This window comes from Roseibium sp. MB-4 (assembly GCF_053005265.1).
In genome coordinates this window covers 262,039-285,518 of sequence record NZ_JBRKQB010000003.1, presented here as the reverse complement: position 1 = coordinate 285,518, position 23,480 = coordinate 262,039, and the positions used below count along the sequence as shown (strand labels likewise).

The window sequence follows — 23,480 nt, the reverse complement described above, 5'->3', positions numbered from 1 at the left end:
GCAAAGGCGTACACACAAGCGCCATTGGGAGAAATCATTCATGAAGTTTTTCGTCGACACCGCGGATACCGCGGAGATCCAGGAACTCGAAGCCACGGGCCTCTTGGACGGCGTCACCACAAATCCGTCCCTGATCGCCAAGTCCGGCAAGGATTTCAAAGACGTGATTGCCGAGATCTGCAAGATCACAAACGGTGACGTTTCAGCGGAAGTCGCAGCAACCGACTTCGACACCATGATCAAGGAAGCCCATGTCCTGCGTGCGATCGCGGACAACGTGGTCATCAAGCTTCCGCTAACATTTGACGGTCTGAAAGCCTGTAAGCAGCTGACGAGCGAAGGCACGAAGACCAACGTCACCTTGTGCTTCTCGGCCAACCAGGCGCTGCTCGCAGCAAAGGCTGGCGCGACCTACATTTCGCCGTTCATTGGCCGCCTCGACGATATCAATCTTGATGGTATGGAACTGATCAGAGAAATCCGCGTCATCTATGACAACTATGGCTTTGACACCGAGATCCTGGCCGCGTCCATCCGCACACCCAATCACGTCAAGGACTCTGCGATCATCGGTGCTGACGTGGTCACCGTTCCGCCAGCAACGCTGAAGTCCCTGGTCAAGCACCCGCTGACCGATAAGGGCCTGGATGCGTTCTTGAGCGATTGGGCCAAGACCGGTCAGAGCATCCTTTAAGGCGCTCGCGGATCGGGTGCAGCACGCGCTGCATCCCGGTTCGCATAAGAAACACGATCAAAGGCTCCGGTCCATCCGGAGCCTTACCTTTATGTTGCTAAGCCGGCGATCAAAAACCGGTGGCACTCGGCTCTTCATTTTTCTATTTTGAGCCTCGGTTCCGGTATTTGACGGCCGGACAGCCCAGCCATTCAGGCAAATCCCGACCCCAAGTGGCCCGACCCCGGTGACAGACGGAAGCGCGCAGGGTATTCGTGGATTTGAAAACAGACAGCAAGAGCGCGGGTTAAAGCGCTGAAGGATAGGAAACACACAATGACGGGTTCGAGAATCGTCTTGATTGACCGCCACCCCGGCCGGTCCGCGCAAACCATTGGCGTGGCGCGGGAATTGGGCACCGACCCCGATCTCATCCATGAACCGTCAGTGGGCGTGGTTGGCACGAAAGGCGACAGCCAGTGTTATCTCGGTGTGGCGCGCAAGGTCGATGCCATCCATGAGCACTTGAAATCGCGCATCGGCAGCGGCGAAGGTCAGCTGAAATACCGGCTGGTCCAGCCGGAATACACGATTGCGACGTCCGACGGCATCCGCAACGGCACGCGCGAAATGCGCTATTCGCTCATCGGGCGCGAAGTCACCAACGATGGTTTGTGCGAGCACCTGGAAGCCTCCGGTCTGGCTGGCACGATCGCCGTCGTCGCCTGTGACAAGCCACCGGTCGGTACCATGGCTGCCGTCCTTGAGCGCAATGAACCGGCGATCATCATGTCCGATGGCACAATCCGCCCGGGCAAGGATCCGGAAACCGGTGAGATGCTGGACATCGTGAGCGCCTATCAGGTGGCCGGACACCCGGACAAGGCCGTTCGGGACCGCATTGCCTGTAACGCATGTCCGGGCATTGGCAGCTGCGGCGGCATGTTCACCTACAACACCATGCAGACCTTCATCGGCGTTGTCGGCCTGCAGCCACTCCACATGGTTGCGCCACCGTCCGACGATCCCCGCCGCTTAGAGGAATTCCCGCAGCAGCTCGTTTCCTATCTCGCCGACATGATGGAAAAGGGCTTGAAGCCGCGCGACATCGTCAAACGCGATTCGCTGCGCAATGCGATCATCGTCGCCATGGCCATCGGCGGCTCCACCAACGTTGTTCTGCACGTTCCGGAAATCGCCCGCGCAGCTGGCTATGAGCACTTCTGGCGCGATGTGATGACCCCGGAAGAGTTCAATCACCTCTCCCAGAATGTGGTCCCGGTTCTGACCAACGCACGGCCGTACGGCAAATACTCCATGCTCGACATTGATCGCGTTGGCGGGGTTCAGGTGATTGTCAAAGAACTGCTGGACGCAGGTCTTCTGAATGGCGACATGATGACCTGCACCGGCCGTACCTTGGCCGAACAGGTTGCGGACCTCAACGCAGCCGCCCCGGACGGCGACGTCATTCATTCCGTTGCCGAGCCGTTCAAGCCGACCGGCGGCCTTCGTATGCTCGGCGGCAACCTGTCGCCGGATTTCTCGGCCATCCTGAAGCTTGCCGGTGTCGAAGGCGGTCTGGAAGACAACCTCTTCAAGGGCCGTGCGCGTGTGTTCGAACGCGAAGCCGGTCTGATTCAGGCCCTTGACGAAGCGCCAGACAGCTTCCAGGACCATGACATGGTCATCGTCCGCTATGACGGCCCAAGCGGCGGTCCGGGCATGCCGGAAATGCTCGACCCGACCTCCCGCATCACGACGCTGTGCCGGGAGCGCGGCATCGTGATTGCCCTTATGACAGATGCCCGCTTCTCTGGCGGCTCGGTCGGTCTGGTCATTGGTCACGTGGGGCCGGAAGCAGCCCTTGGCGGTCCGATCGCCTTTGTCGAGGACGGTGATGAGATCATCGTGGACCTCAACACCAACACCCTGAATTGCCCGGCGCTGGACGATGCAGCAACACTCGCAGCCCGCAAGGCCGTGTGGGACAAGGCTGTTGCAGACAACGGCGGCATTCATCCGAACTGCGGCGTTGCGGATACCCGCCTTCTGCACCGGGCCCGTCACACCGCAGTTCCAGCCGTCCGAGGCGGTGGCCTGCATCCGAACCGGGAAGTCTGGGTACGCGATCCACGCCCGGCTGAAAAAACTGGGTTTGAACCGCGGAACCGCCACCGGAGCGCATAAACGCCCCGGCATTCCTGTCGAGAAGTTTAGAACGCCCCGGTCAGATCAGGCCGGGGCGTTTTCTTTTGAAAACCTTTCCGGAGTCTGTGCTTTGGCTGAGGGCTGGGACCGCTTTTTGAAAACATCACTTCACGGACGAATTGCACCTTGGCAAAAAGGGAGATAGCTTCGATTATGAAAGCTATTACCAGAACGCCGGAGGGACCCGGTCGCCTGCGTAGAATGGCATGGACAACGGAGGACCCTTTCATGAAAACGCGGATTACCGAGCTCTTTGGAATTGAACATCCGATCATTCAGGGCGGCATGCACTATGTCGGTTTTGCAGAGCTCGCGGCGGCTGTTTCAAATGCCGGCGGGCTTGGAACGATCACGGGTCTAACTCAAAAGACACCGGAAGCCCTTGCCAACGAGATCGCCAAATGCCGGGATCTCACCGACAAGCCGTTTGCGGTGAACCTCACCTTTTTGCCGACGGTGAACGCACCTGACTATCCAGGCTATGTGAAGGCGATCATTCAAGGCGGGGTCAAGGTGGTGGAAACCGCTGGCCGCAATCCGCAACAGGTGATGCCCTACCTGAAAGACGCGGGCATCAAGGTGATCCACAAATGCACCTCCGTCCGGCATTCCCTGAAAGCCCAGGCCATTGGCTGTGATGCGGTCTCGGTGGATGGGTTTGAGTGCGGCGGCCACCCGGGCGAAGACGACATTCCGAACATGATCCTATTGCCCCGCGCTGCAGATGAACTGGAAATCCCCTTTGTGTCCTCCGGCGGCATGGCCGATGCCCGCAGTCTCGTCGCCTCGCTCGCCATGGGTGCGGAAGGCATGAACATGGGCACGCGCTTCATCGCCACGAAGGAAGCGCCGGTGCATCAAAGGGTCAAGGATGCGATTGTCGCCGCCTCCGAACTCGACACCCGTCTGGTCATGCGCCCGCTGCGCAACACGGAACGCGTCCTCAACAATGCCGCTGTCGAGCGTTTGCTGGAGAAGGAAAAGAGCCTCGGCGACGATTTGAAATTCGAGGACATCATCGAGGAAGTCGCAGGCGTCTATCCGAAGATCATGATGGACGGCGAAATGGATGCCGGGGCCTGGTCTTGCGGGATGGTGGCCGGTCTGATCGATGACATTCCAACCTGCAAGGAGCTGATCGACCGGATCATGAGTGAAGCCGATGCCCTGATCCGCCAGCGGCTGGAAGGCATGGTTGGCGGCGTTGCCGTCGCAGCTGAATAAGTGTCAGGGGAGAAAGAGATGGACTATCAAACGATCCTCTGGAGCCATGAAAACGGCGTTGCCGAGATCACCATGAATCGGCCGGACAACGCCAATGCGCTGAGTGCCCGCATGTCGGATGAACTCTTCGATGCAGCTTGCCGGTGCGAGGCAGAGGGTGCGCGCGCGGTGATCCTCACGGGGTCCGGACGCATGTTCAACGCGGGCGGTGACTTGCAGGAATTTGATGACGCTGAGGACAAGGCCGACCATGTTACCCGCATGGCGACAATTCTCCATGCAGCGCTTTCCAGGTTCTCGCATATGGATGCGCCGGTGATAACGGCGGTGAACGGCTCGGCCGGTGGCGGCGGGTTCTCAATCGCGATTTCCGGCGACATCATTCTGGCGTCCGAAAAGGCCAAATTCGTCTCCGCTTACACGGCCTCCGCGCTGACACCTGACGGGTCGTCGTCCTATTATCTCGCCAAGCACATTGGTTTGCTGCGGGCGAAGGAGCTGATGCTGACCAACCGAGTTCTGACCGCCAAGGAAGCCTGCGAGTGGGGGCTGGTGACCCGTGTCGTCGCCGCGGATGATTTGATGGCGGAAGCGCGTACACTCGCAGCCCAATTTGCCTCGGGACCAACCAAGGCCTACGGCGGTGTGAAGCGCCTTTTGCAGACCGCGTATTCCGAAGGGCTGGAAACCCAGCTCGACAAGGAAAGCCGGTCGATTGCCGCCATGATGAAAACCCATGACGGCGCGCATGGGATCGCCTCGTTCCTTGCCAAGAAAACGCCGGAGTACAAGGGCAAATGAGCCGCGCGCCGATTGAAGACGACTGTGGCATCGGCCAGGCGCTGAACATCGTTGGCGAATGGCGCACGCTCTTGGTCCTGCGCAATCTCTTCAACGGCATGCGCACCTTTGATGCCATGCAGACCCATCTCGGGATTTCGTCGAGCGTGCTGGCAGCCCGTCTCAAAACCTTGAGTGAGGCGGGCATCGTGGAGAAGCGTCCATCACCGGAGGATGGCCGGTCCCATGAATACCGGCTGACGGAAAAGGGACTGGACCTTTATCCTGTGCTCGTTGCCTTGCTGCATTGGGGGGAGAAATGGACACCCAACGGCCGGGGACCGCGCATGACCCTGACAGAACGCGCAACCGGCTTGCCGGTTCGCGACATGGCGGTGACGGCCCAGGACGGGCGGCCGCTTGGGCCCCGGGAGGTCACACCAATACCGGGCCCCGGCGCGAGCGACTATACCCGCGTCCTGACGGCCCGCTGGGCAAACAAGAGGGAGGAGTTTGGATGATATCCGACTGGGCAGCTGCAAAGAAAAAGATCAGCGTCGAAGGTCATGACATGGCCTATGTAGAGCGCGGGCAAGGGCGGCCGATTGTCTTTCTCCATGGCAATCCGACTTCCTCCTTTCTGTGGCGGGACGTAATCCCGGCATGCGAACATCTCGGGCGCTGCATTGCGCCGGATCTGATCGGCATGGGCGACAGCGCCAAACTGCCGAACCCAGGACCAGATACCTACACTTTCCAGACCCACCGGCGTTTTCTGGATGGGTTTTTGGCAGCCGTCGGTGTCGACAAGAACGCCATTTTCGTCATTCACGACTGGGGCTCTGCGCTCGGCTTCGACTGGGCGAACAGGCACCGGGATGCGGTCGCCGGCATTGCCTACATGGAAGGCATCGTGAAGCCACTGGCGGATTGGTCTGAGTTCAATCCGGAGGCGGCGCCGATCTTTCAAGGATTTCGATCCGAAAAAGGTGAAGAGCTGATTCTCGATCGCAATCTTTTCGTCGACCGTGTTCTGCCCGGATCGATTCTGCGCGACTTGAGCGCCGAAGAACAAGCCGAATACCGGCGGCCCTTTCAAAATCGGGACGATCGCTGGCCGACGCTGACCTGGCCGCGCCAAATCCCGATAGGCGGCGAGCCAGCTGACGTTACCCAAATCGCTTCGGACTATGCAGCATGGATGGCGGAAAACGACCTGCCCAAACTGTTCATCAATGCAGATCCCGGCGCAATCCTGATCGGTGCCCCACGCGACTTCTGCCGGACCTGGAAAAACCAGCAAGAGGTGACTGTCAAAGGAAGCCACTTCATCCAGGAAGACAGTGGTGCAGAGATTGGCCGCGCTGTCGCGGGTTGGCTTGAAGATGCTGTTGGCTCGTAGCCCTTACATCGAAGATCCAACAATTTCCTGTTCAAGGTTGCAAGCATCCCGCATTCTTCGACGGCAATGCCATCGGATAAAGGGCAGGTCATGAAACTGTTGGTTTTTCTAGGGTCGGTGCGACAGAGCACGCCGCCAAGGCCAGCGCGGCTCGGAGAGCGGGTGGCCAAGGCCTGCGCGGCGCAACTCGTCCGGGCCGGGGCCGACGTCGAGATCATTGATCCGCTCACGCTCCAACCTCAATTGGTGTTCAAGCCGCATTTCTCCTATGCGGCCGGGCGGGCGCCCGAAGCGCTTGAAGTTCTCTCGGACAAGATCAAGGATGCTGACGGCTATGTGATGGTCTCGCCGGAATACAATCACTCCATGAGCCCAGCTCTTGCGGATCTACTCAACCATTTCGGCAGTTCCAGTTTTTCCTTCAAGCCGAGCGCCATAGCCACTTATTCCGCCGGTCAATGGGGCGGCGCGCGGGCAGCCGTCAACATGCGCACCTATTTGAGCGAGCTCGGCTGTCTTCCGGTTTCTGCCATGATCCATGTGCCGAAAGCGCAGAACGTGTTTGATGAAGAGGGTCGCTATCTTGAAGGTGTCGATGCGGACAAATGGAACGGGTACATTGGCCGTACACTGCGCCAGCTGACCTGGTGGGCGGAGGCCGCCAGCCGCCAACGCCAGCAGGCGATAGCAACGGAGGCGTTTGACAGGGATCCGTCGCAACGCAACGCGCCCTGAATTCCGTGGTTTTGGCTGGGCTTGGCAGATCACGCGCCTATATGCCGGTCAGGAAGTGCCTGTAACGCCATTGTTCAAGAGATTTGTCAGGAGATCAGCATGCTGCCCACACTTCCCTACCAGGACTGGTCGGAAACGAAGGACACGTTGCACCTGTTCCTGCAGATGATTGGCAAGATCCGCCTGAAGGTGCATCCGAAGCTGAACCACTGGTGGCATGTGACGCTCTATCCGCATGTGCGCGGCCTGACGACCGGGCGCATTCCATATGGCACCAGCGGCTTTGAAATTCTCTATGACATGCTTGATCACACAGTGACCATCAGCCGGAACGATGGCCAAAGCGCATCGTTTTCAGCTCCAGGTCTCACTGTTGCTGATTTTTATGAAGCGCTTTTCTCCGGGCTTGAGCAGCTGGGCATCTCAGTGAAGATCGTTGCCGTTCCGTACGACAACAAATCTAAGGTGCCCTTTCCAGAAGACACCGCACCGCGCGCTTACGACCGAAAGGCCGTTTCCGATTTCTGGCGGGCGCTCTGCTCAATCTCCAGCGTCTTTGAAACTTACCGCTCGGGATTTGTCGGCAAACAGACACCGGCTCAGCTTTACTGGCATTCCTTTGACCTCGTTGTGACCCGTTTCTCCGGGCGGGCACATCCACTGGAGAGTGGCACACAATCCGATCGCGAGGCCTATTCCCACGAGGTGATTTCAATCGGGTTCTGGCCCGGAGATGATAGCTTCCCGGAAGCCGCGTTCTACGGATATGCCTATCCGGAACCGCAGGGCATGAGCCAGGTTCTCCTGAAGCCAGCTGACGCATTTTGGGCTGAAAAGAACGGCGGAGCTCTGGCGATCCTGAAATACGAAGATGCCCGCACGTCCGCAGACCCGGCAGCGGCAATTCTTTCTTTTCTCAACAGTGTCTATGACGGTGCGGCGGTCAAGGCCGATTGGCCGGTTAAGGATCTTTGCCATCAGCACAGCTGATTTCTTTGCGATCACTTGTGATCTGACAAACACAGATCATGATCGCTGAAGGCTTTCAAAATGTTGCAATCGGCGGCCGGGTGCTCGCCGGTGCAGCTTGCGTTGATCCGGGCCAGTTCCTTTTCCAGTTTTTTCAAATGCGCAATGCGCGCGCGGACGGCTTGAAGCTGTTCTGCTGCAATTCGGTTTGCGTTGCTGCAAGGCTGGTCCGGATGAAGGCTGAGGTCAATCAGTTCCCGGATGGCCTCCATCGGCAAACCAAGATCCCGGCAGTGTTTTAAGAACCGAAGTCGGTCAAGGTCCCGCTCCTGGTAGCGTCGCTGATTGCCCTCGGTTCGGATCGGGGCTTCGATGAGCCCTTCTTTTTCGTAGTAGCGGATCGTTGGAACTTTCACGCCTGTCGCCTTTGACAATTCTCCGATTGAAAAATCCATAAAACCCTCTTGAACCTCTAGCCGCTATAGGGATTACACAGAACCAAGGAATAAAAATCAAGGAGTTCAGTGGTATGGCCGGGTGTTGCGGATCGAACGCAAAATTCGATGGGGTTTCCCGGGATTACAAACGGCGGCTGTGGCTGGTGATCGCCCTGAATGCGACCATGTTTGTCGTGGAAATGGCCGCCGGACATGCGGCGCGCTCCCAGGCACTACAAGCCGATGCGCTCGACTTTTTCGGCGATGCGATCACCTACGGAATTTCGCTGGCCGTTATCGGCGCATCTTTAAGAACCCGGGCAATCGCGGCGTTGTTCAAAGGAGGAAGCCTGTTGCTGATGGGTCTCTGGGTCGGCGGATCGACCGCTTACCAGTTTCTTGTCCTTGGAACTCCAAAAGCTGAAATCATGGGGGCCATCGGGTTCCTAGCCCTGGCTGTAAACCTGATTAGCGTCCTGGTTCTGGTTCGCTACAAGGATGGTGATGCCAATGTCCGCTCGGTCTGGCTCTGCTCCCGCAACGATGCGATCGGCAACGTCGCGGTTATGCTGGCGGCACTTGGGGTTTGGGGAACGGCGACCGGTTGGCCGGATCTCATCGTCGCTGGTCTGATGGCGAGCCTCTTTGTCAACTCCGCGGTGCAGATCCTCAAACAGGCGATCGCAGAGTACAGGCAGACGGACATTGAGACCGGCTCGGACCACGAACATGGCACTACACCTGATAGTGTTGTCCGCTAGGCATAAAAAAACCCGCTGCCATAGCAGCGGGTGCTTTGGAGCATTGAGTGCTGTCGTTTATTCCGCTGTTTCCTCGGTCTCAACTTCCGGAACTGTCATTTCCTGAAGAACTTGATCGCTGAGGTCATTGGTAGCGATCGAGATATCGGTGTCGATCTCAGGTGCCACAGTCGTTTCGGCAACGGTCATGTCTTTCGCTTTTGCGGTTTTGCCCCAAGAGCAGGCATGGGACGGGGCAAGTGCGAAAGTGCTGACCGCAAGGGCCGCGATACCAGTAGTTAATAGACGCATAGTCTGTTCCCTCTGTTTGCTCGTGCAATCCCTCTACGTGACCTAGCGTAACTCAGATCGAAGTGATGACCAAGAAAAACCTTCCGGCTGTTTATACCAGAGTTAAGATCCGAACTAATTGCGGCGGAGATTGTAAACTTTTGTTTCGTTTGGCTCAGACAAGTCATTCAGAATATTGACGACACGAACATCGAGCAAATCCCCAAAGGCTTTTAAAGTCATATCCTTACTGCTCAAAAAACCGATCAACAGGACCCGCACGGCGCCATCGGAGCGGAGTTCCCCCTTGGTCCATCCCCACTTGCAGTCACGGGGGATACAGGAGGTAAACGCCCGAGCGCGCACAAATACCTGTTCATTTTCGCATCGGCTTTCCACCTCAACCCGGCTGATTTCCTTGGGAGCTGCATCCGGATTGACCCACACACCGTCCTCGGGAATCGGACAGTAAATTCTTTCGGTTCCCGATCCCGTTTGTGCCTGTGCAGGCAAAGATAAGACCGCCAATCCGGCCACGAAAGCGACGGCTAAAAGCGTTCTTTGCATCCTGCTCCTCCGCTCCATGATGCGTTGCGCTTGCTTCAGTGCAAGACGGTGTTTATCACAGCGGCCTTGTCCGAAACGTTTCCAGTCATCCCGTTTCACCCCACTCCATGATGCCGGGTCTGGCCTGCCAATCAAGTGGAATGCTATGCACAGTCTTAAAAGCCCGCGCTTTTTATTGCGGCCACCGCCTGCCGACGATCTGCCTGTCTACCAAGAGTTCTTTTTTGACCGAAAAGCTTCCAGCTTTTACGGCGGCCCTCTGCGCGCCGATCAAACCTGGCGGGTCTTGGCCGGTCACCTTGGGCATTGGCTCTTGCGCGATTACGGCATGTGGATGATTTCACCCCGTGAGGGTGGATCAGCTTTTGGCGGATGCGGTTTTGTCTGGCCGGAAGGCTGGCCCCGGCGAGAACTCACTTGGTGGCTTTTGCCTAAGGCACGAGGTCAAGGCGTGGCCATCGAAGCCTCACATGCTGCAATCCGGCATGCCTACCTCAGCTATGGGTGGCCCCTGGTGGAAACGCACTTGGACGATGACAACATTGTGGCTCGGAAGCTGGTTTCAAAACTTGGTGGAGAGCTCATTGCCCGCGAAGCGTTTCCGGATGGCAAGTCCCGTAACGTTTATCGTTTGCCTCAACTAACGCAATAGCACGGGATCACCGCCGCGGATGCGCCTTGTCATAGGCGGCCAGCAAATGGGCGCTGTCAATCTCGGTATAGATCTGGGTGGATGCGAGGCTTGCGTGTCCGAGCAATTCCTGAATGGTCCGTAAATCGCCGCCGCCGGCCAGAAGATGGGTCGCGAACGAATGCCGAAGGGCGTGAGGTGTGGCGGTCTCAGGAAGACCAAGTGCGCCGCGCAGTTTGGCCATAGACAGCTGGATCATCCGCGGATTGAGCGGACCGCCGCGCGCCCCGAGAAACAACGGACCGTCTGGTGAGATCGCATAAGGGCAGAGCTTTATGTAATGAGCCACCGCCTCACACACGGCCGGCAGGATTGGCACGATCCGCTCCTTACGGCCTTTGCCGACAATTCGCATAGATTTCGTACCTGGCTGCGGGGCCATCTTTCCAGTCAGTGACAACGCTTCGGAAATACGCAGTCCGCATCCATACAGCAGCGTCAGAACAGCTGCATTGCGCGCCTCCACCCAGGCCTCTGTTTCCATCGCGAGATCACCGCTGGTAATGTCGATGGCATCCTTTGCAGACACCGGTTTGGGCAAGGAACGAGATTGACGTGGTGGCCGGACGGCATCCGAGGCGGCCGCGTTGATCTCCCCCCGGCGTTCCAGGAATTTCAGGAACGAGCGGATCCCAGCCAGGCCGCGTGCCAGCGAGCGGCTTTCGACCTTGTTGCGGCGGCGTTGTGCCAAAAACCCGCGAAAATCTGCCGGACGCAAGTCAGCAATATCCTTAATCCCCGGCGCACCACCCAAATGATCTGTCAGAAAGCGCAAGAACTGGCGAAGATCCCGCTCATAAGCAATCAGCGTCTTGTCGGACAAGCGCCGCTCATCTGACAAATGGTCCAGCCACTTGGCGATCCGGTCATTCAGATCCGGTTTGGCAGTGACAAGCAGAGAATCGGTTGCACTGTGAGACATCTGCCCAGACTAGTGAAAACTCCCGATCGTTTCGTTAATCCGCCAGCGGACTGCCCGGTTTAGTTGGAGAATTTACCTTTAGAGCCAATCGCCGGTCCGCCGCAGTTGGTCCAACTCCTTCAAAAACGCCTGCACTTTCGCCGAGCGGTGCAGATCGACATGGGTGACCATCCACATCATCGAGAGCCAATCCGGATCCGGGGGAAGAATTTCGATCAGGTCCCCGCGTTCAAGAGCGGCCTCACGTGGCAGAAACCCAATTCCATTACCGCAGAGAACAGCTTCCGCCAGTGTGCCCATCGAATTGGAACGGAATGCAATACACTCAGCCGGGACATTTTTGTGCAGCCAACGCTGGAACCCTGCCCTCGTGTTCGGATCGACGGTTCCGGCGAACCGGTGCTTTGGGAAGTCAGTTGCACCGTTGGGCAGGCCATACCGGTCGATGTAAGTTTGATGGGCGAACAGACCGATTTCCATTCGTTCAAACTCCCGAACCACATTGTCCGGGTTTTCCGGCCGGCCACCTGCACGAAACGCGACATGCGCCTCGCCATATTCCAAGCGCAGGAGGCTGTCGCTAACCATGAACCGTATGGTAAGGCCCGGGTGCTTGTCGCCAAAGGCGCGTAAGATTGGCATCAGAGTCGGCGCATAGGTCGCTATGGACGTCACGATGAAGTCGCCCCTCAGCGCATCTCCCTGCCCTTGCGCCTTGCGATGTAGTTCCTCGAATTGCTCGTCGGCGGTGTCGGCAATGCGAAGCAACTCACGCCCGAGATCGGTCGGCGTAAAGCCCTTTGCATGGCGCTGAAACAGTTTGCCGCCAAGCGCCGCTTCTAGAGTATCGACGTGGCGGTTGATGGTCGCCCGGTGAACGCCGAGCGACTCGGCGGCAGCGCTTACGGTCCCCAAACGCGCAACACGCGCGGCTGTTCGAATTTCGGTCCAGTGCTGCATAGTCTTATGTCACATTTTCGCGCATTCAATGCGGATCTCGATATCTTTAAAGCAAATATACAACAGACTAGATTGGGTTCAACACGATGATAGTGCGACATCACCGAAGAGGTTGAACCATGAAAATCCTAGCATTCGCAGCAACAAACAGCCGCCAATCCATCAACAAGCAGGTGGTTCAAGCGGCAAGCGACATCATCACCTCTGATCTGGATCCAAATGCGGAGATCGAGATCATCGATCTGAACGACTACGAGATGCCGATTTACAGCATTGATCGGGAAACCGAGGGCGGCATTCCAGAAGAAGCCAAACGGTTCCATGAAAAGATCAGCGCTGCAGATGCTCTGATTGTTTCTTACGCCGAACACAACGGCACATATACCGCCGCCTTCAAAAACGTGTTCGACTGGGCCTCCCGCATCAACATGAAGGTCTTTCAGGACAAGCCACAAGTTGCTCTGTCCGCGTCCATGGGACCGGGCGGTGCTGCCAGCGTCCTGAAATCAGCGGTCGGCTCTGCAGGCTTCTTTGGAGCCGACATTCGGGGCAGCCTCTCGATCGGGCCGTTCACCGAGAAATTCGACGCTAAAGCTGGCAAGCTAGCCGATGAGAATCTGGAGCACTCCTTGCGCGAAATCCTGTCGGATCTGGTATCTGCTGCGCAAGGCGCCAAGCGCGCCGCCTAAATTTTTCAGGACAGTACTTTAAAAAAAAGCCCGGGGGTTTGCCCGGGCTTTTTGATTTCAAACTTTTCAGATCTTTTAGGAATGGATCGGCTTGGCGAATGCCCCCATGGCGGCTTCCTTGACGGCTTCGGACATGGTCGGGTGCGCATGACACGTACGGCCGAGGTCTTCCGCGGAACCGCCGAATTCCATAACAACGCAGGCTTCGTGGATCATTTCACCGGCACCAAAGCCGACGATATGCACACCGAGCACCTGATCGGTTTTTGCGTCGGACAGAACCTTGGCAAAGCCGTCGGTCGCGTTCATGGCGCGCGCGCGGCCATTGGCCGTGAAGTTGAACTTGCCGGTCTTGTACTCAACACCAGCCGCCTTCAACTCCTCTTCCGTCTTGCCGACAGAGGCGACTTCCGGCTGGGTGTAAACAACACCCGGAATGACGTCGTAGTTCACATGGCCAGCCTGACCCGCGAGGATCTCGGCAACCGCAACACCTTCATCCTCGGCCTTATGCGCGAGCATCGGTCCGACGACCACATCGCCGATTGCGTAAATACCGTCGACATTGGTCTTGTAGTGATTGTCGATCTGAACCCGGCCGCGGTCATCGACAACAACGCCGGCTTGATCAAGACCAAGACCTTCCGTGTACGCGCGGCGGCCAATGGCAACCAGCACGATATCGGCTTCAAGAACTTCCGCATCGCCGCCAGCTGCGGGCTCAACGGAAACCGCAAGGCCCTTGCCCTTCTTCTCAACGCCCGTGACCTTGGAAGACAGCTTGAAGGCCAAGCCTTGTTTCTTCAGGATCCGCTGGAAGTTCTTGGAAATGTCGCCGTCCATGGGCCCAAGGATCTTTGGCATGAACTCGACAACGGTGACTTCAGCGCCAAGACGGTTCCAGACCGAGCCGAGCTCCAGCCCGATTACACCGCCACCGACAACGATCATCTTGCCAGGGACTTTTTCAAGGTCCAGGGCGCCGGTGGAGGAGACGATCTGCTTTTCGTCGATTTCCACGCCCGGCAGCGGCATAACATCGGAGCCGGTCGCAATCACGATGTTCTTCGTTTCGATAACTGATGCCTTGCCGTCGTTGTCGGTGACTTCGACTTTGCCGGCACCCAGAATCTTGCCCATTCCTGTGTGTACGTCGATCTTGTTTTTCTTCATCAGGAAAGAAATGCCGCTAACATTGGCATCAACAACATCGCTCTTGTGTTTCATCATACCCGGCAGATCGAGCTTCGGCTTGGCAACCTTGATGCCGAGCTTCTCGAACCCGTGGCCCGCTTCATGGAACATCTCTGATGCATGCAGCAGCGCCTTGGACGGGATACAACCGATGTTTAGGCAGGTGCCGCCAAGGGTCGCTTCTTTTTCGACAACGGCTGTCTTCAGGCCGAGCTGAGCCGCCTTGATTGCGCAAACATAGCCGCCCGGGCCGGTTCCAATGACGACAAGATCATATTGGGACATTTGGGTCGCCTTAGCCTCTTTCTCTCTATCCCTTACGGACACTTACAAAACCGGTTGTCAGAACAGAAACCGGAGAATGAAATTCGAAGGTCTTTCAAAGACCTCATCACTGCTCTGCAAGCGCAAGGCGCAAGCCGAAACCTGCAAAGGCTGTCGCAACAGCGCGGCGCATCCAAAGCATGACCGTATCGCTGCGCAGCACCTTCTCCCCGACAAGTGCCGCAAACATGCCGTAGACGATGAACACCGCGAAGGTCATCGCCATGAACACACCGCCGAGCAATGCCATATCCAAAGTTGGATTGGCTGCTTGCGGGCTGACAAACTGCGGCAGGAAGGCGAGGAAAAACACGGTCAGCTTCGGGTTCAGGATGTTGATCAAAAACCCGGTGCGAACCGTCGCAATCATACTTTTGCGGTTGGACTTGTCCGCTTTCAACTCCAGCGGACCGCTGTCTTTCAGCGTTTGCCAAGCAAGATAAAGCAGGTATGCCACGCCAGCGTATTTGACCGCCGTAAAGACCAGCGCGCTGGTGTGCATCAGCGCGGCCAGTCCAATGACAGACGCCAGGATTGCCGGAATAATACCCAGCGTGCAGCCGAAGGCGGCAGCGATTGCCGCCTGCCGGCCTTTGCCCAGACCGACCGCCACCGTGTAGACGACCCCGGTTCCAGGGACCAGCACCACGATCAAAGCGGTGATCAAAAACTCCAGGCTCATTGTCCAGCTCCTTTGAGCATGACAGGAAGACTGGTCCGGATCAGAGATCCAGAACCAGACGCTGCGGATCTTCCAGGCTTTCCTTGACGCGCACCAGGAAGGTCACGGCTTCTTTGCCGTCGACAATCCGGTGGTCATAGGACAGCGCCAGATACATCATCGGGCGGATCACCACCTGTCCGTTCACAGCCATCGGGCGTTCCTGGATCTTGTGCATGCCCAGAATACCGGACTGCGGCGCATTCAGGATCGGCGAAGACATCAGCGAACCGTAGACACCGCCGTTGGAGATGGTGAAGGTGCCGCCGGTCATATCGGCCATGCCGAGCTTGCCGTCCCGTGCCTTGCGGCCGAGGTTGCCGATTTCCTGTTCGATCTCCGCAATTGACATCTGGTCCGCATCCCGGACAACCGGAACCACCAAGCCTTTGTCCGTACCAACGGCAACACCGATGTGGGCAAAGTTCTTGTAGATGATGTCCGTGCCATCGATCTCGGCATTCACAGCCGGGATCTCTTTCAGCGCATGGGTTACAGCTTTTGTGAAGAAGCCCATGAAGCCAAGCTTCACCCCGTGTTTCTTCTCAAACAGATCCTTGTACTGCTTGCGCAGTTCCATGACCGGACCCATGTCCACCTCATTGTAGGTGGTCAGCATAGCTGCGGTGTTTTGGGCGTCCTTCAGGCGGCGCGCGATGGTCTGGCGCAGCTTGGTCATGCGGACGCGCTCTTCGCGGACTTCGTCTTCGGCTGCAACCGGGCCACGGGCAACAGCTGCCGGCGCCGGAGCAGAAGCCGATGTCGCGCCGGAGGCGATGGCGTTGATGACATCGCCCTTCAGGACCTGACCACGTTTGCCAGAGCCGGCGACCTGATCACCAGAGAGATTGTTTTCCGCCATCATCTTGGCAGCAGACGGTGCCGGCGGCATGGAGGTGCCAGTGCTCTGTGCTGGAGTGGCAGCTGCCGGAGCCGGAGCACTTGCTGCAGCCGGGACGGCGGCGGCAGCGCCTGCACCGGACGGATCGATCTGACAGAGCAGAACGCCCGGCTCGACGGTTGCGCCGGTTTCAGCCGCGATCTTGACAACGGTGCCTGCGACTGGAGCTGGAACTTCCTGAGCGGCCTTGTCGGTTTCCAGTTCGACAAGCGTGTCGTCCGCCTTGACGGTATCGCCAACCTTGACGCTCCATTCGCCAACTTCAGCTTCGGTCACGCTTTCGCCCGCGCTCGGGGTTACAACGTCAACGAGCTCAGCTTTGGCCGCCGGAGCCTCTGTCTTGGCAGGAGCCGGCGCGGAAGCTGCCGGTGCTGCAGCTGCAGCGCCTGCACCTTCTGCGATTTGACCAAGCAGAGCGCCAACCTCAACGGTGTCGCCTTCCTTGACCACGATGGACTCCAGTGTGCCGGATGCCGGTGCTGGAACTTCAACGGTTACCTTGTCCGTCTCCAGCTCGACCAGCGGCTCATCCTGATTGATGGCGTCGCCTGGTTTCTTGAACCACTGAGCAATGGTTGCCTCAGATACGGATTCCCCAAGCGTTGGGACGCGAATTTCGGTTGCCATGGTTGCCTTCTCTTAAATTTCCCAGGCCAATTTCGATGAAGGGGGCCACCGCCCCCTTCGTGATCAGTTTCCGAGTGCCTCTTCGAGGAATGCCTGCAGCTGGGCCAAATGCGCGGACATCAAACCCGTAGCCGTGGACGCCATTGCGGCGCGGCCTGCATAACGCGGGCGCTTGTGCTTGGCATCGATCTGTTCCAGAACCCACTCGATATAAGGCTCAACGAAGAACCAGCTGCCCATGTTCTTCGGCTCTTCCTGGCACCAGATCATTTCCGCTTGCGGGAAACGGGCCAGCTCCATCATCAGAGCCTTTTTCGGGAACGGATAGAGCTGCTCGATCCGGAACAAATAGATATCGTCGATGCCACGCTTCTCGCGCTCTTCGTAAAGGTCGTAGTAAACCTTTCCGGAACACATCACGACACGCTTGATCTTGTCGTCGGAAACCAGTTTCGTCTCGGCTGCCGGATTGGATTCCGCATCATCCCACAGCAAGCGGTGGAAGGTGCTGTCCGGTCCAAGTTCCTCGATCTTCGACACCGCTTTCTTGTGACGCAGAAGCGATTTCGGCGTCATAAGGATCAGCGGCTTACGAATATCGCGGCACAGCTGACGGCGCAGGATGTGGAAGTAGTTCGCCGGTGTCGAACAGTTCGCCACCTGCATGTTGTCTTCCGCACACAGCTGTAAGAACCGCTCAAGCCGCGCCGAAGAGTGTTCGGGGCCCTGACCTTCATAGCCGTGAGGCAACAGGCAGACCAAACCCGACATACGCAGCCATTTGCGCTCGCCAGACGAAATGAACTGATCGAACAGAACCTGCGCACCGTTGGCGAAGTCACCAAACTGTGCTTCCCACAAGGTGAGGGCACGAGGTTCAGCGAGCGAGTAGCCGTATTCAAAACCGAGCACCGCTTCTTCGGAGAGCATCGAGTTGATGACCTCGTAGCGCTGCTGGCCTTCCCCGACATGGTTCAGCGGAATGTAGCGGTTTTCGTTTTCCTGATCATAAAGTACGGAATGCCGCTGCGAGAACGTGCCGCGCTCACAATCCTGACCGGACAAACGAATTGGATGGCCTTCCTTGAGCAAGGTCGCAAACGCCAATGCTTCCGCGGTTGCCCAATCGATGCCTTCACCCGTCTCGATCATCCGCTCACGATTGTTCATGAACCGTGCGATCGTGCGGTGCGCGTTGAAGTCGTCTGGGATTTTGGTCAGTTTGCGGCCGATGTCTTTCAGCTCATCGATTGCAACACCGGTTTCACCACGGCGCGGATCTTCTTCGTCATCCGCCCGTTTCAATCCGGCCCATTTGCCGTCGAGCCAGTCGGCCTTGTTCGGCTTGAAGGCCTGACCAGAGTCAAACTCAGTGTCCAGATGCGTACGCCAAGCCGCTTTCATGCGGTCGACGTCTTCCTGGCTCATCACACCTTCCTTGATCAGCCGATCGGAATACAGCTGCAAAGTGGTCTGATGTTTGCGGATCTTGCGGTACATGATCGGCTGCGTGAACGCCGGTTCGTCACCCTCGTTGTGACCAAACCGGCGATAGCAGATCATGTCGATGACCACCGGACGACCGAAAGTCTGCCGGTATTCAATCGCGATCTTGGCGGCAAAGACAACGGCTTCCGGATCATCCGCATTCACGTGGAAAATCGGTGATTCAATAACTTTCGCCATGTCCGACGGATACGGTGACGAACGCGAGAAACGCGGGTTGGTCGTAAAGCCGATCTGGTTGTTGATGATCACATGGATCGAACCACCGGTGCGGTGACCACGCAGTGCGGACAGGCCGAAACACTCAGCAACCACACCCTGACCGGCAAAGGCCGCGTCCCCGTGGAGCAGAAGGGGAAGAACGGTGCTGCGTTCGACTTCTGTTGTTTCAACAAACGTCCCGTCTTCCTTGGCCGCCAGCTGGTCCTGCTTGGCCCGCGCCTTACCAAGAACGACCGGGTTTACAATCTCGAGGTGAGACGGGTTGGCTGTCAACGACAAGTGGACGTTGTTGCCATCAAAGTCGCGATCCGAAGATGCGCCAAGGTGATATTTCACATCACCCGACCCTTCAACATCGTCCGGCGCGTAAGAGCCGCCCTTAAACTCGTGGAACACGGCGCGGTGTGGTTTGCCCATCACCTGGGTCAGCACGTTGAGGCGTCCGCGGTGGGCCATCCCCAGTACGATGTCCTTGAGGCCCATCTGACCGCCGCGCTTGATGATCTGTTCAAGCGCCGGGATCAGTGCTTCACCGCCATCGAGGCCGAACCGTTTGGTGCCGGTGTATTTGACGTCCAGAAACTTTTCGAAACCTTCAGCTTCAACAAGTTTGTTGAGGATCGCCTTCTTGCCTTCAGAGGTGAAAGCAACTTGCTTGTCCGGACCCTCAATGCGCTCCTGCAACCACGACTTTGCTGCCGGATCAGAAATATGCATGAACTCAACGCCCAGCGTCGAGCAATAGGTCCGCTTCAGGATGTCCAGCATCTCTCGGATGGTTGCGTATTCCAAACCCAGGACATGGTCGATGAAGATCCTGCGGTCCCAATCGGCTTCGGTGAAGCCGTAAGATGAGGGGTGCAGCTCCTCATGATCCCCGGGTGTCGCGAGTTGCAGCGGATCAAGATCTGCGTGCAAGTGACCGCGCATGCGGTAGGCCCGGATCATCATCAGGGCACGCACGGAGTCGCGTGTTGCCTGATGCACCTCTGCATCCGACATTGGTGTGCCGGTCGTATCCGCTTTCTGTTTGAGCTTGGTTTCGAGCTTCTGCTCGATTGGCGCCCAATTGCCGTCAAACGCGTTGACGAGGTCGCCACTGGCTTCCAGCGGCCAGTCTTTCCGTTTCCAGGGCGCGCCGCGGGCTTCTTTCAAAACCGCGTCTTTTTCATCCTGGAATGCCGCGAAGAAATCCCGCCACTCCGGATCAACCGAATTGGGATCAGTCTTATAGCTGGCGTAGAGGTCTTCGATATAGGCTGCGTTGGCGCCGTAAAGCAACGACGTCAGTGCGAATACGTTGTTCGCTTCCTGCCGTGCCATGTTCACTCAGCGGAGGGCTTCTCCGCCCTTATTCTTTGGCGAGCCAAAAAACTGGCCCGCGGCCGGTTCCCTACAAAGACCGATGCGCACCACCGGCCCCTCGAAATATTGGGTGTTTACCCAAAGGTCACGGCACGTTGCCGCGCCGTAACCTATCCTTTCACCATGCAGCAGGAAACGTAAACAGTTTCCGTAATCCGCAGTGGATTTTCTTTTGTATTTAGCCCTTCAACACTTCGAGAAGTGTTTCACCGAGCTTCGCCGGGGACGGAGACACCTTGATACCGGCCTCTTCCATCGCAGCGATCTTGTCTTCAGCGCCGCCTTTGCCACCGGAGATCACAGCACCTGCGTGACCCATGGTGCGGCCCGGAGGCGCCGTGCGGCCCGCAATGAAGCCAGCCATCGGCTTCTTGCGGCCTTTCTTGGCTTCGTCCTTCAGGAACTGAGCCGCTTCTTCTTCCGCCGAACCACCGATTTCACCGATCATAATAATCGACTGTGTTTCGTCGTCGGCCAGGAACATTTCCAGGACGTCGATGAACTCGGTGCCTTTGACCGGGTCGCCGCCGATGCCGACAGCCGTTGTCTGGCCGAGGCCTGCGTTGGAGGTCTGGAAGACCGCCTCGTAGGTAAGTGTGCCGGAGCGCGATACAACACCCACGGAACCCTTCTTGAAGATGGAGCCCGGCATGATGCCGATCTTGCACTCTTCAGGGGTCAGGATACCCGGGCAGTTCGGGCCGAGAAGACGGGACTTGGATTTCTCCAGCTTCGCCTTGACCTTGACCATGTCGGCAACCGGAATGCCTTCGGTGATGCAGACGATGAACGGAACTTCCGCATCGATCGCTTCGATGATCGCTGCGCCCGCGCCTGCCGGCGGAACGTAGATCACGGATGCGTCAGCACCGGTTGCTTCCTTTGCCTCACCTACGGAAGCAAAGATCGGCAGCTCTGCGGCGCCTTCGACGCCGGCAGACCATTTTTCACCACCCTTTTTCGGGTGCACACCGGCAACCATCTTGGTGCCGTAGTACTCAAGAGCCTGTTCCGTGTGGAACGTGCCGGTCTTGCCGGTCAGGCCCTGAACGATAACTTTCGTGTCTTTATTGACGAGGATCGACATTTACGCGCCCCCCTTAACGGCTTTCACGATTTTCTGGGCGGCGTCGTCGAGATCGTCAGCAGCGATCACATTCATTCCGCTTTCGGAAATGATCTTTTTGCCGAGCTCAACATTGGTGCCTTCAAGGCGCACAACGAGCGGGACCTGCAGACCGACTTCGGTCACAGCAGCGAGAACGCCTTCCGCGATGATGTCGCAGCGCATGATACCGCCGAAGATGTTGACCAGGATGCCTTTGACGTTCGGATCAGACGTGATGATCTTGAATGCAGCCGTCACCTTCTCCTTGGTCGCGCCACCACCAACATCGAGGAAGTTGGCAGGCTCTGCACCGTAGAGCTTGATGATATCCATGGTCGCCATGGCGAGGCCGGCGCCGTTGACCATGCAGCCAATGTCACCGTCGAGAGCAACGTATGCGAGATCGTATTTGGACGCTTCGATTTCCTTGGCGTCTTCTTCGGTCTCATCGCGCAGGGCCATGATGTCGTCGTGGCGGAACAGCGCATTGCCATCGAAGGACACTTTGGCGTCGAGAACGCGCAGGTGGCCGTCTTTCATGACGATCAGCGGGTTCACTTCCAGCAGCGCCATGTCTTTTTCGACAAACGCCTTGTGCAGGATCGGGAAGAGCTTGAAGCCGTCTTCGCGTGCCGCGCCGGTCAATTCGAGCGCATCGCAAAGCTTGGCAGCATCCGCCTCAGTGACACCCGTATCCGGATCAATCGGAAGCGTGATGATCTTTTCCGGGGTCTCTTCGGCCACAGCTTCAATGTCCATGCCGCCTTCGGTGGACACAACGAATGCCGGACGGCCGACGGTGCGGTCAACAAGGATGGAGAGGTAAAGCTCACGCTCAATGTCCGCGCCATCTTCGATGTAGAGACGGTTGACAACCTTGCCAGCTTCCCCGGTCTGGGCTGTCACCAGCGTATTGCCAAGCATTTCTGCTGCATGCGCTTTAACTTCGTCCAGAGAGAATGCGAGGCGGACACCGCCCTTGGCATCTGCATCCAATTCCTTGAACTTGCCCTTACCGCGGCCACCAGCGTGGATCTGGGATTTGACGACCCAAAGCGGGCCCGGCAGGCTTTTGGCAGCGGCTTCTGCTTCATCAGCAGAAAAGATCGCAACGCCCTCGGCCACTGGTGCACCGAATTCCTTCAGCACGGCCTTGGCCTGGTATTCATGAATGTTCATGTGTTTCCCCCGTTGTCGGAGGACCGCCCCAACACGGGGCGGCCGCTAAAACTCGTCGGCAGGCGCGTTCTTATGCGAGCGCCGGCTGGATCTTTTTGCAGGCCTCAACAAGGCCATCGACAGACGCGACCGACTTTTGAAAGCCGGCTTTTTCGTCGCCCTGCAGGTCGATTTCGATGACGCGCTCAACACCCTCTGCGCCGATCACCACCGGAACGCCGACATAGGTATCTTTCAGGCCATACTGACCGTCGAGGGCAGCTGCACATGGCAGAACGCGTTTCTTGTCTTTCAGGTAGCTCTCGGCCATCTGGATCGCGGATGCTGCCGGTGCGTAGAAAGCGGAACCGGTTTTCAGGAGACCAACGATCTCTGCGCCGCCGTCACGGGTGCGCTGAACGATTTCTTCGAGACGCTCGGCTGTGCACCAGCCCATTTTCACCAGATCGGTGAGCGGGATGCCTGCAACGGTGGAATAGCGGGTCAGCGGCACCATGGTGTCGCCGTGGCCGCCAAGGACGAATGCGGTAACGTCTTCAACGGAAACATTGAACTCGTCAGCCAGGAAGTAACGGAAGCGGGCGCTGTCCAAAACGCCAGCCATGCCGACGACTTTGTTTTTCGGCAGGCCGGAGAACTTCTGCAGAGCCCAGACCATCGCGTCGAGCGGGTTGGTGATGCAGATGACGAACGCGTTCGGAGCGTATTTGGCGATACCTGCGCCGACCTGCTCCATGACCTTGAGGTTAATTTCCAGAAGATCGTCGCGGCTCATGCCCGGCTTGCGCGGCACACCTGCGGTAACAATAACAACGTCTGAGCCTTCGATGGCTTCGTAGGTGTTGGTTCCTGCCAGCTTGGCATCAAAGCCGTCGACCGGAGAGGACTCTGCGAGATCGAGAGCCTTGCCTTGTGGCATGCCTTCCGCGATGTCGAAGAGAACGATGTCTCCCAGTTCCTTCAAGCCTGCCAGGTGAGCGAGCGTGCCGCCAATCTGACCCGAGCCGATCAAGGCAATCTTGTTCCGCGCCATATCGAAAGT

23 protein-coding genes are annotated in these 23,480 nt (G+C 57.7%); 11 read left to right on the top strand and 12 right to left on the bottom strand.

Annotated features, from left to right (window positions below; translation table 11 throughout):
* Positions 1–40 precede the first annotated feature (40 nt).
* The 8 genes from fsa to ACVDG4_RS17815 all read left to right on the top strand — a co-directional run bounded on the left by fsa (position 41) and on the right by ACVDG4_RS17815 (position 8,015).
* Positions 41–694: a fructose-6-phosphate aldolase gene (gene fsa, locus ACVDG4_RS17850; protein WP_133949144.1), complete on the top strand. Its 654-nt coding sequence runs from the start codon at positions 41–43 to the stop codon at positions 692–694.
* Between the two features lie 315 nt (positions 695–1,009).
* Entirely contained in the window at positions 1,010–2,863 is a 1,854-nt protein-coding gene (locus tag ACVDG4_RS17845; RefSeq protein ID WP_447236108.1) for a dihydroxy-acid dehydratase domain-containing protein, read from the top strand.
* A 249-nt stretch (positions 2,864–3,112) separates the two neighbouring features.
* The gene (locus ACVDG4_RS17840) at positions 3,113–4,108 is read left to right on the top strand and encodes an NAD(P)H-dependent flavin oxidoreductase (protein ID WP_447236107.1); all 996 of its coding nucleotides are present in this window, start codon (positions 3,113–3,115) and stop codon (positions 4,106–4,108) included.
* Between the two features lie 18 nt (positions 4,109–4,126).
* Entirely contained in the window at positions 4,127–4,909 is a 783-nt protein-coding gene (locus ACVDG4_RS17835; RefSeq protein WP_447236106.1) for an enoyl-CoA hydratase/isomerase family protein, read from the top strand.
* Positions 4,906–5,409, top strand: a complete 504-nt coding sequence (locus ACVDG4_RS17830; RefSeq protein WP_447236105.1) for a winged helix-turn-helix transcriptional regulator — start codon at positions 4,906–4,908, stop codon at positions 5,407–5,409. Before ACVDG4_RS17835 ends, ACVDG4_RS17830 begins: the two co-directional genes overlap by 4 nt.
* Positions 5,406–6,290, top strand: coding sequence for a haloalkane dehalogenase (locus tag ACVDG4_RS17825; protein WP_447236104.1), 885 nt, complete (start codon positions 5,406–5,408; stop codon positions 6,288–6,290). Before ACVDG4_RS17830 ends, ACVDG4_RS17825 begins: the two co-directional genes overlap by 4 nt.
* A 90-nt stretch (positions 6,291–6,380) precedes the next feature.
* A complete protein-coding gene (locus ACVDG4_RS17820; protein ID WP_306148078.1) occupies positions 6,381–7,025 on the top strand; it encodes an NADPH-dependent FMN reductase in 645 nt (214 codons plus the stop codon).
* Positions 7,026–7,124: 99 nt separating this feature from the next.
* Positions 7,125–8,015: a DUF5996 family protein gene (locus ACVDG4_RS17815; protein WP_447236103.1), complete on the top strand. Its 891-nt coding sequence runs from the start codon at positions 7,125–7,127 to the stop codon at positions 8,013–8,015.
* A gap of 11 nt (positions 8,016–8,026) precedes the next feature.
* On the opposite strand, the gene ACVDG4_RS17810 is transcribed toward ACVDG4_RS17815, so the two are convergent.
* Positions 8,027–8,449, bottom strand: coding sequence for a MerR family transcriptional regulator (locus tag ACVDG4_RS17810; RefSeq protein WP_447236102.1), 423 nt, complete (start codon positions 8,447–8,449; stop codon positions 8,027–8,029).
* Positions 8,450–8,523: 74 nt separating this feature from the next.
* On the opposite strand from ACVDG4_RS17810, the gene ACVDG4_RS17805 reads away from it, so the two are divergent.
* Positions 8,524–9,192 (top strand): cation efflux transmembrane domain-containing protein, encoded by a 669-nt coding sequence (locus tag ACVDG4_RS17805; protein WP_447236101.1) that lies wholly within the window; start codon positions 8,524–8,526, stop codon positions 9,190–9,192.
* A 57-nt stretch (positions 9,193–9,249) separates the two neighbouring features.
* Here the strand turns inward: ACVDG4_RS17805 and ACVDG4_RS17800 are convergent, their stop codons facing one another.
* Both ACVDG4_RS17800 and ACVDG4_RS17795 read right to left on the bottom strand, forming a co-directional pair.
* The gene (locus ACVDG4_RS17800; RefSeq protein WP_447236100.1) at positions 9,250–9,483 is read right to left on the bottom strand and encodes a hypothetical protein; all 234 of its coding nucleotides are present in this window, start codon (positions 9,481–9,483) and stop codon (positions 9,250–9,252) included.
* A 114-nt stretch (positions 9,484–9,597) separates the two neighbouring features.
* Positions 9,598–10,128: a serine/threonine protein kinase gene (locus tag ACVDG4_RS17795; RefSeq protein WP_447236099.1), complete on the bottom strand. Its 531-nt coding sequence runs from the start codon at positions 10,126–10,128 to the stop codon at positions 9,598–9,600.
* Between the two features lie 46 nt (positions 10,129–10,174).
* Between ACVDG4_RS17795 and ACVDG4_RS17790 the strand changes: the two genes are divergently transcribed.
* Complete coding sequence (locus ACVDG4_RS17790) at positions 10,175–10,681, top strand: GNAT family N-acetyltransferase (protein ID WP_447236098.1); 507 nt, start codon at positions 10,175–10,177, stop codon at positions 10,679–10,681.
* Positions 10,682–10,688: 7 nt separating this feature from the next.
* On the opposite strand, the gene ACVDG4_RS17785 is transcribed toward ACVDG4_RS17790, so the two are convergent.
* Together ACVDG4_RS17785 and ACVDG4_RS17780 are read right to left on the bottom strand one after the other, a co-directional pair.
* Positions 10,689–11,642 carry a tyrosine recombinase XerC gene (locus ACVDG4_RS17785; RefSeq protein ID WP_447236097.1) on the bottom strand — a complete coding sequence of 318 codons (954 nt, stop codon included), beginning with the start codon at positions 11,640–11,642 and terminating at the stop codon, positions 10,689–10,691.
* A gap of 78 nt (positions 11,643–11,720) precedes the next feature.
* Positions 11,721–12,602 (bottom strand): LysR family transcriptional regulator, encoded by an 882-nt coding sequence (locus tag ACVDG4_RS17780; RefSeq protein WP_447236096.1) that lies wholly within the window; start codon positions 12,600–12,602, stop codon positions 11,721–11,723.
* A gap of 119 nt (positions 12,603–12,721) precedes the next feature.
* Here ACVDG4_RS17780 and ACVDG4_RS17775 point away from each other — a divergent pair, with 119 nt between their 5' ends.
* Positions 12,722–13,291 carry an NADPH-dependent FMN reductase gene (locus tag ACVDG4_RS17775; protein ID WP_447236095.1) on the top strand — a complete coding sequence of 190 codons (570 nt, stop codon included), beginning with the start codon at positions 12,722–12,724 and terminating at the stop codon, positions 13,289–13,291.
* A 75-nt stretch (positions 13,292–13,366) separates the two neighbouring features.
* Here ACVDG4_RS17775 and lpdA read toward each other — a convergent pair whose 3' ends face one another.
* The 7 genes from lpdA to mdh form a co-directional block, all read right to left on the bottom strand.
* Positions 13,367–14,770 carry a dihydrolipoyl dehydrogenase gene (gene lpdA, locus ACVDG4_RS17770; protein ID WP_447236094.1) on the bottom strand — a complete coding sequence of 468 codons (1,404 nt, stop codon included), beginning with the start codon at positions 14,768–14,770 and terminating at the stop codon, positions 13,367–13,369.
* 106 nt (positions 14,771–14,876) lie between these two features.
* Positions 14,877–15,491 (bottom strand): LysE family translocator, encoded by a 615-nt coding sequence (locus ACVDG4_RS17765; protein ID WP_008188814.1) that lies wholly within the window; start codon positions 15,489–15,491, stop codon positions 14,877–14,879.
* 40 nt (positions 15,492–15,531) lie between these two features.
* Complete coding sequence (gene odhB / locus ACVDG4_RS17760) at positions 15,532–17,058, bottom strand: 2-oxoglutarate dehydrogenase complex dihydrolipoyllysine-residue succinyltransferase (RefSeq protein WP_447236093.1); 1,527 nt, start codon at positions 17,056–17,058, stop codon at positions 15,532–15,534.
* 63 nt (positions 17,059–17,121) lie between these two features.
* Positions 17,122–20,109 carry a 2-oxoglutarate dehydrogenase E1 component gene (locus tag ACVDG4_RS17755; protein WP_447236092.1) on the bottom strand — a complete coding sequence of 996 codons (2,988 nt, stop codon included), beginning with the start codon at positions 20,107–20,109 and terminating at the stop codon, positions 17,122–17,124.
* A gap of 220 nt (positions 20,110–20,329) precedes the next feature.
* A complete protein-coding gene (gene sucD / locus ACVDG4_RS17750) occupies positions 20,330–21,238 on the bottom strand; it encodes a succinate--CoA ligase subunit alpha (protein ID WP_209172144.1) in 909 nt (302 codons plus the stop codon).
* Positions 21,239–22,438 (bottom strand): ADP-forming succinate--CoA ligase subunit beta, encoded by a 1,200-nt coding sequence (gene sucC, locus ACVDG4_RS17745; RefSeq protein WP_133949177.1) that lies wholly within the window; start codon positions 22,436–22,438, stop codon positions 21,239–21,241.
* A 70-nt stretch (positions 22,439–22,508) separates the two neighbouring features.
* Positions 22,509–23,471: a malate dehydrogenase gene (gene mdh / locus ACVDG4_RS17740; protein WP_447236091.1), complete on the bottom strand. Its 963-nt coding sequence runs from the start codon at positions 23,469–23,471 to the stop codon at positions 22,509–22,511.
* Between the last annotated feature and the right edge of the window lie 9 nt (positions 23,472–23,480).

Excerpts from the sequence above, each read along its gene's own strand:
- ACVDG4_RS17820 (WP_306148078.1), top strand. The coding sequence starts at position 6,381 with ATGAAACTGTTGGTTTTTCTAGGGTCGGTGCGACAGAGCACGCCGCCA.
- sucC (WP_133949177.1), bottom strand. The coding sequence starts at position 22,438 with ATGAACATTCATGAATACCAGGCCAAGGCCGTGCTGAAGGAATTCGGT.
- ACVDG4_RS17840 (WP_447236107.1), top strand. The coding sequence starts at position 3,113 with ATGAAAACGCGGATTACCGAGCTCTTTGGAATTGAACATCCGATCATT.
- ACVDG4_RS17785 (WP_447236097.1), bottom strand. The coding sequence starts at position 11,642 with ATGTCTCACAGTGCAACCGATTCTCTGCTTGTCACTGCCAAACCGGAT.
- ACVDG4_RS17830 (WP_447236105.1), top strand. The coding sequence starts at position 4,906 with ATGAGCCGCGCGCCGATTGAAGACGACTGTGGCATCGGCCAGGCGCTG.
- ACVDG4_RS17800 (WP_447236100.1), bottom strand. The coding sequence starts at position 9,483 with ATGCGTCTATTAACTACTGGTATCGCGGCCCTTGCGGTCAGCACTTTC.
- ACVDG4_RS17775 (WP_447236095.1), top strand. The coding sequence starts at position 12,722 with ATGAAAATCCTAGCATTCGCAGCAACAAACAGCCGCCAATCCATCAAC.
- ACVDG4_RS17805 (WP_447236101.1), top strand. The coding sequence starts at position 8,524 with ATGGCCGGGTGTTGCGGATCGAACGCAAAATTCGATGGGGTTTCCCGG.
- ACVDG4_RS17815 (WP_447236103.1), top strand. The coding sequence starts at position 7,125 with ATGCTGCCCACACTTCCCTACCAGGACTGGTCGGAAACGAAGGACACG.
- ACVDG4_RS17755 (WP_447236092.1), bottom strand. The coding sequence starts at position 20,109 with ATGGCACGGCAGGAAGCGAACAACGTATTCGCACTGACGTCGTTGCTT.
- odhB (WP_447236093.1), bottom strand. The coding sequence starts at position 17,058 with ATGGCAACCGAAATTCGCGTCCCAACGCTTGGGGAATCCGTATCTGAG.
- ACVDG4_RS17790 (WP_447236098.1), top strand. The coding sequence starts at position 10,175 with ATGCACAGTCTTAAAAGCCCGCGCTTTTTATTGCGGCCACCGCCTGCC.
- lpdA (WP_447236094.1), bottom strand. The coding sequence starts at position 14,770 with ATGTCCCAATATGATCTTGTCGTCATTGGAACCGGCCCGGGCGGCTAT.
- sucD (WP_209172144.1), bottom strand. The coding sequence starts at position 21,238 with ATGTCGATCCTCGTCAATAAAGACACGAAAGTTATCGTTCAGGGCCTG.
- ACVDG4_RS17765 (WP_008188814.1), bottom strand. The coding sequence starts at position 15,491 with ATGAGCCTGGAGTTTTTGATCACCGCTTTGATCGTGGTGCTGGTCCCT.
- ACVDG4_RS17825 (WP_447236104.1), top strand. The coding sequence starts at position 5,406 with ATGATATCCGACTGGGCAGCTGCAAAGAAAAAGATCAGCGTCGAAGGT.
- ACVDG4_RS17845 (WP_447236108.1), top strand. The coding sequence starts at position 1,010 with ATGACGGGTTCGAGAATCGTCTTGATTGACCGCCACCCCGGCCGGTCC.
- mdh (WP_447236091.1), bottom strand. The coding sequence starts at position 23,471 with ATGGCGCGGAACAAGATTGCCTTGATCGGCTCGGGTCAGATTGGCGGC.
- ACVDG4_RS17835 (WP_447236106.1), top strand. The coding sequence starts at position 4,127 with ATGGACTATCAAACGATCCTCTGGAGCCATGAAAACGGCGTTGCCGAG.
- ACVDG4_RS17780 (WP_447236096.1), bottom strand. The coding sequence starts at position 12,602 with ATGCAGCACTGGACCGAAATTCGAACAGCCGCGCGTGTTGCGCGTTTG.
- fsa (WP_133949144.1), top strand. The coding sequence starts at position 41 with ATGAAGTTTTTCGTCGACACCGCGGATACCGCGGAGATCCAGGAACTC.
- ACVDG4_RS17810 (WP_447236102.1), bottom strand. The coding sequence starts at position 8,449 with ATGGATTTTTCAATCGGAGAATTGTCAAAGGCGACAGGCGTGAAAGTT.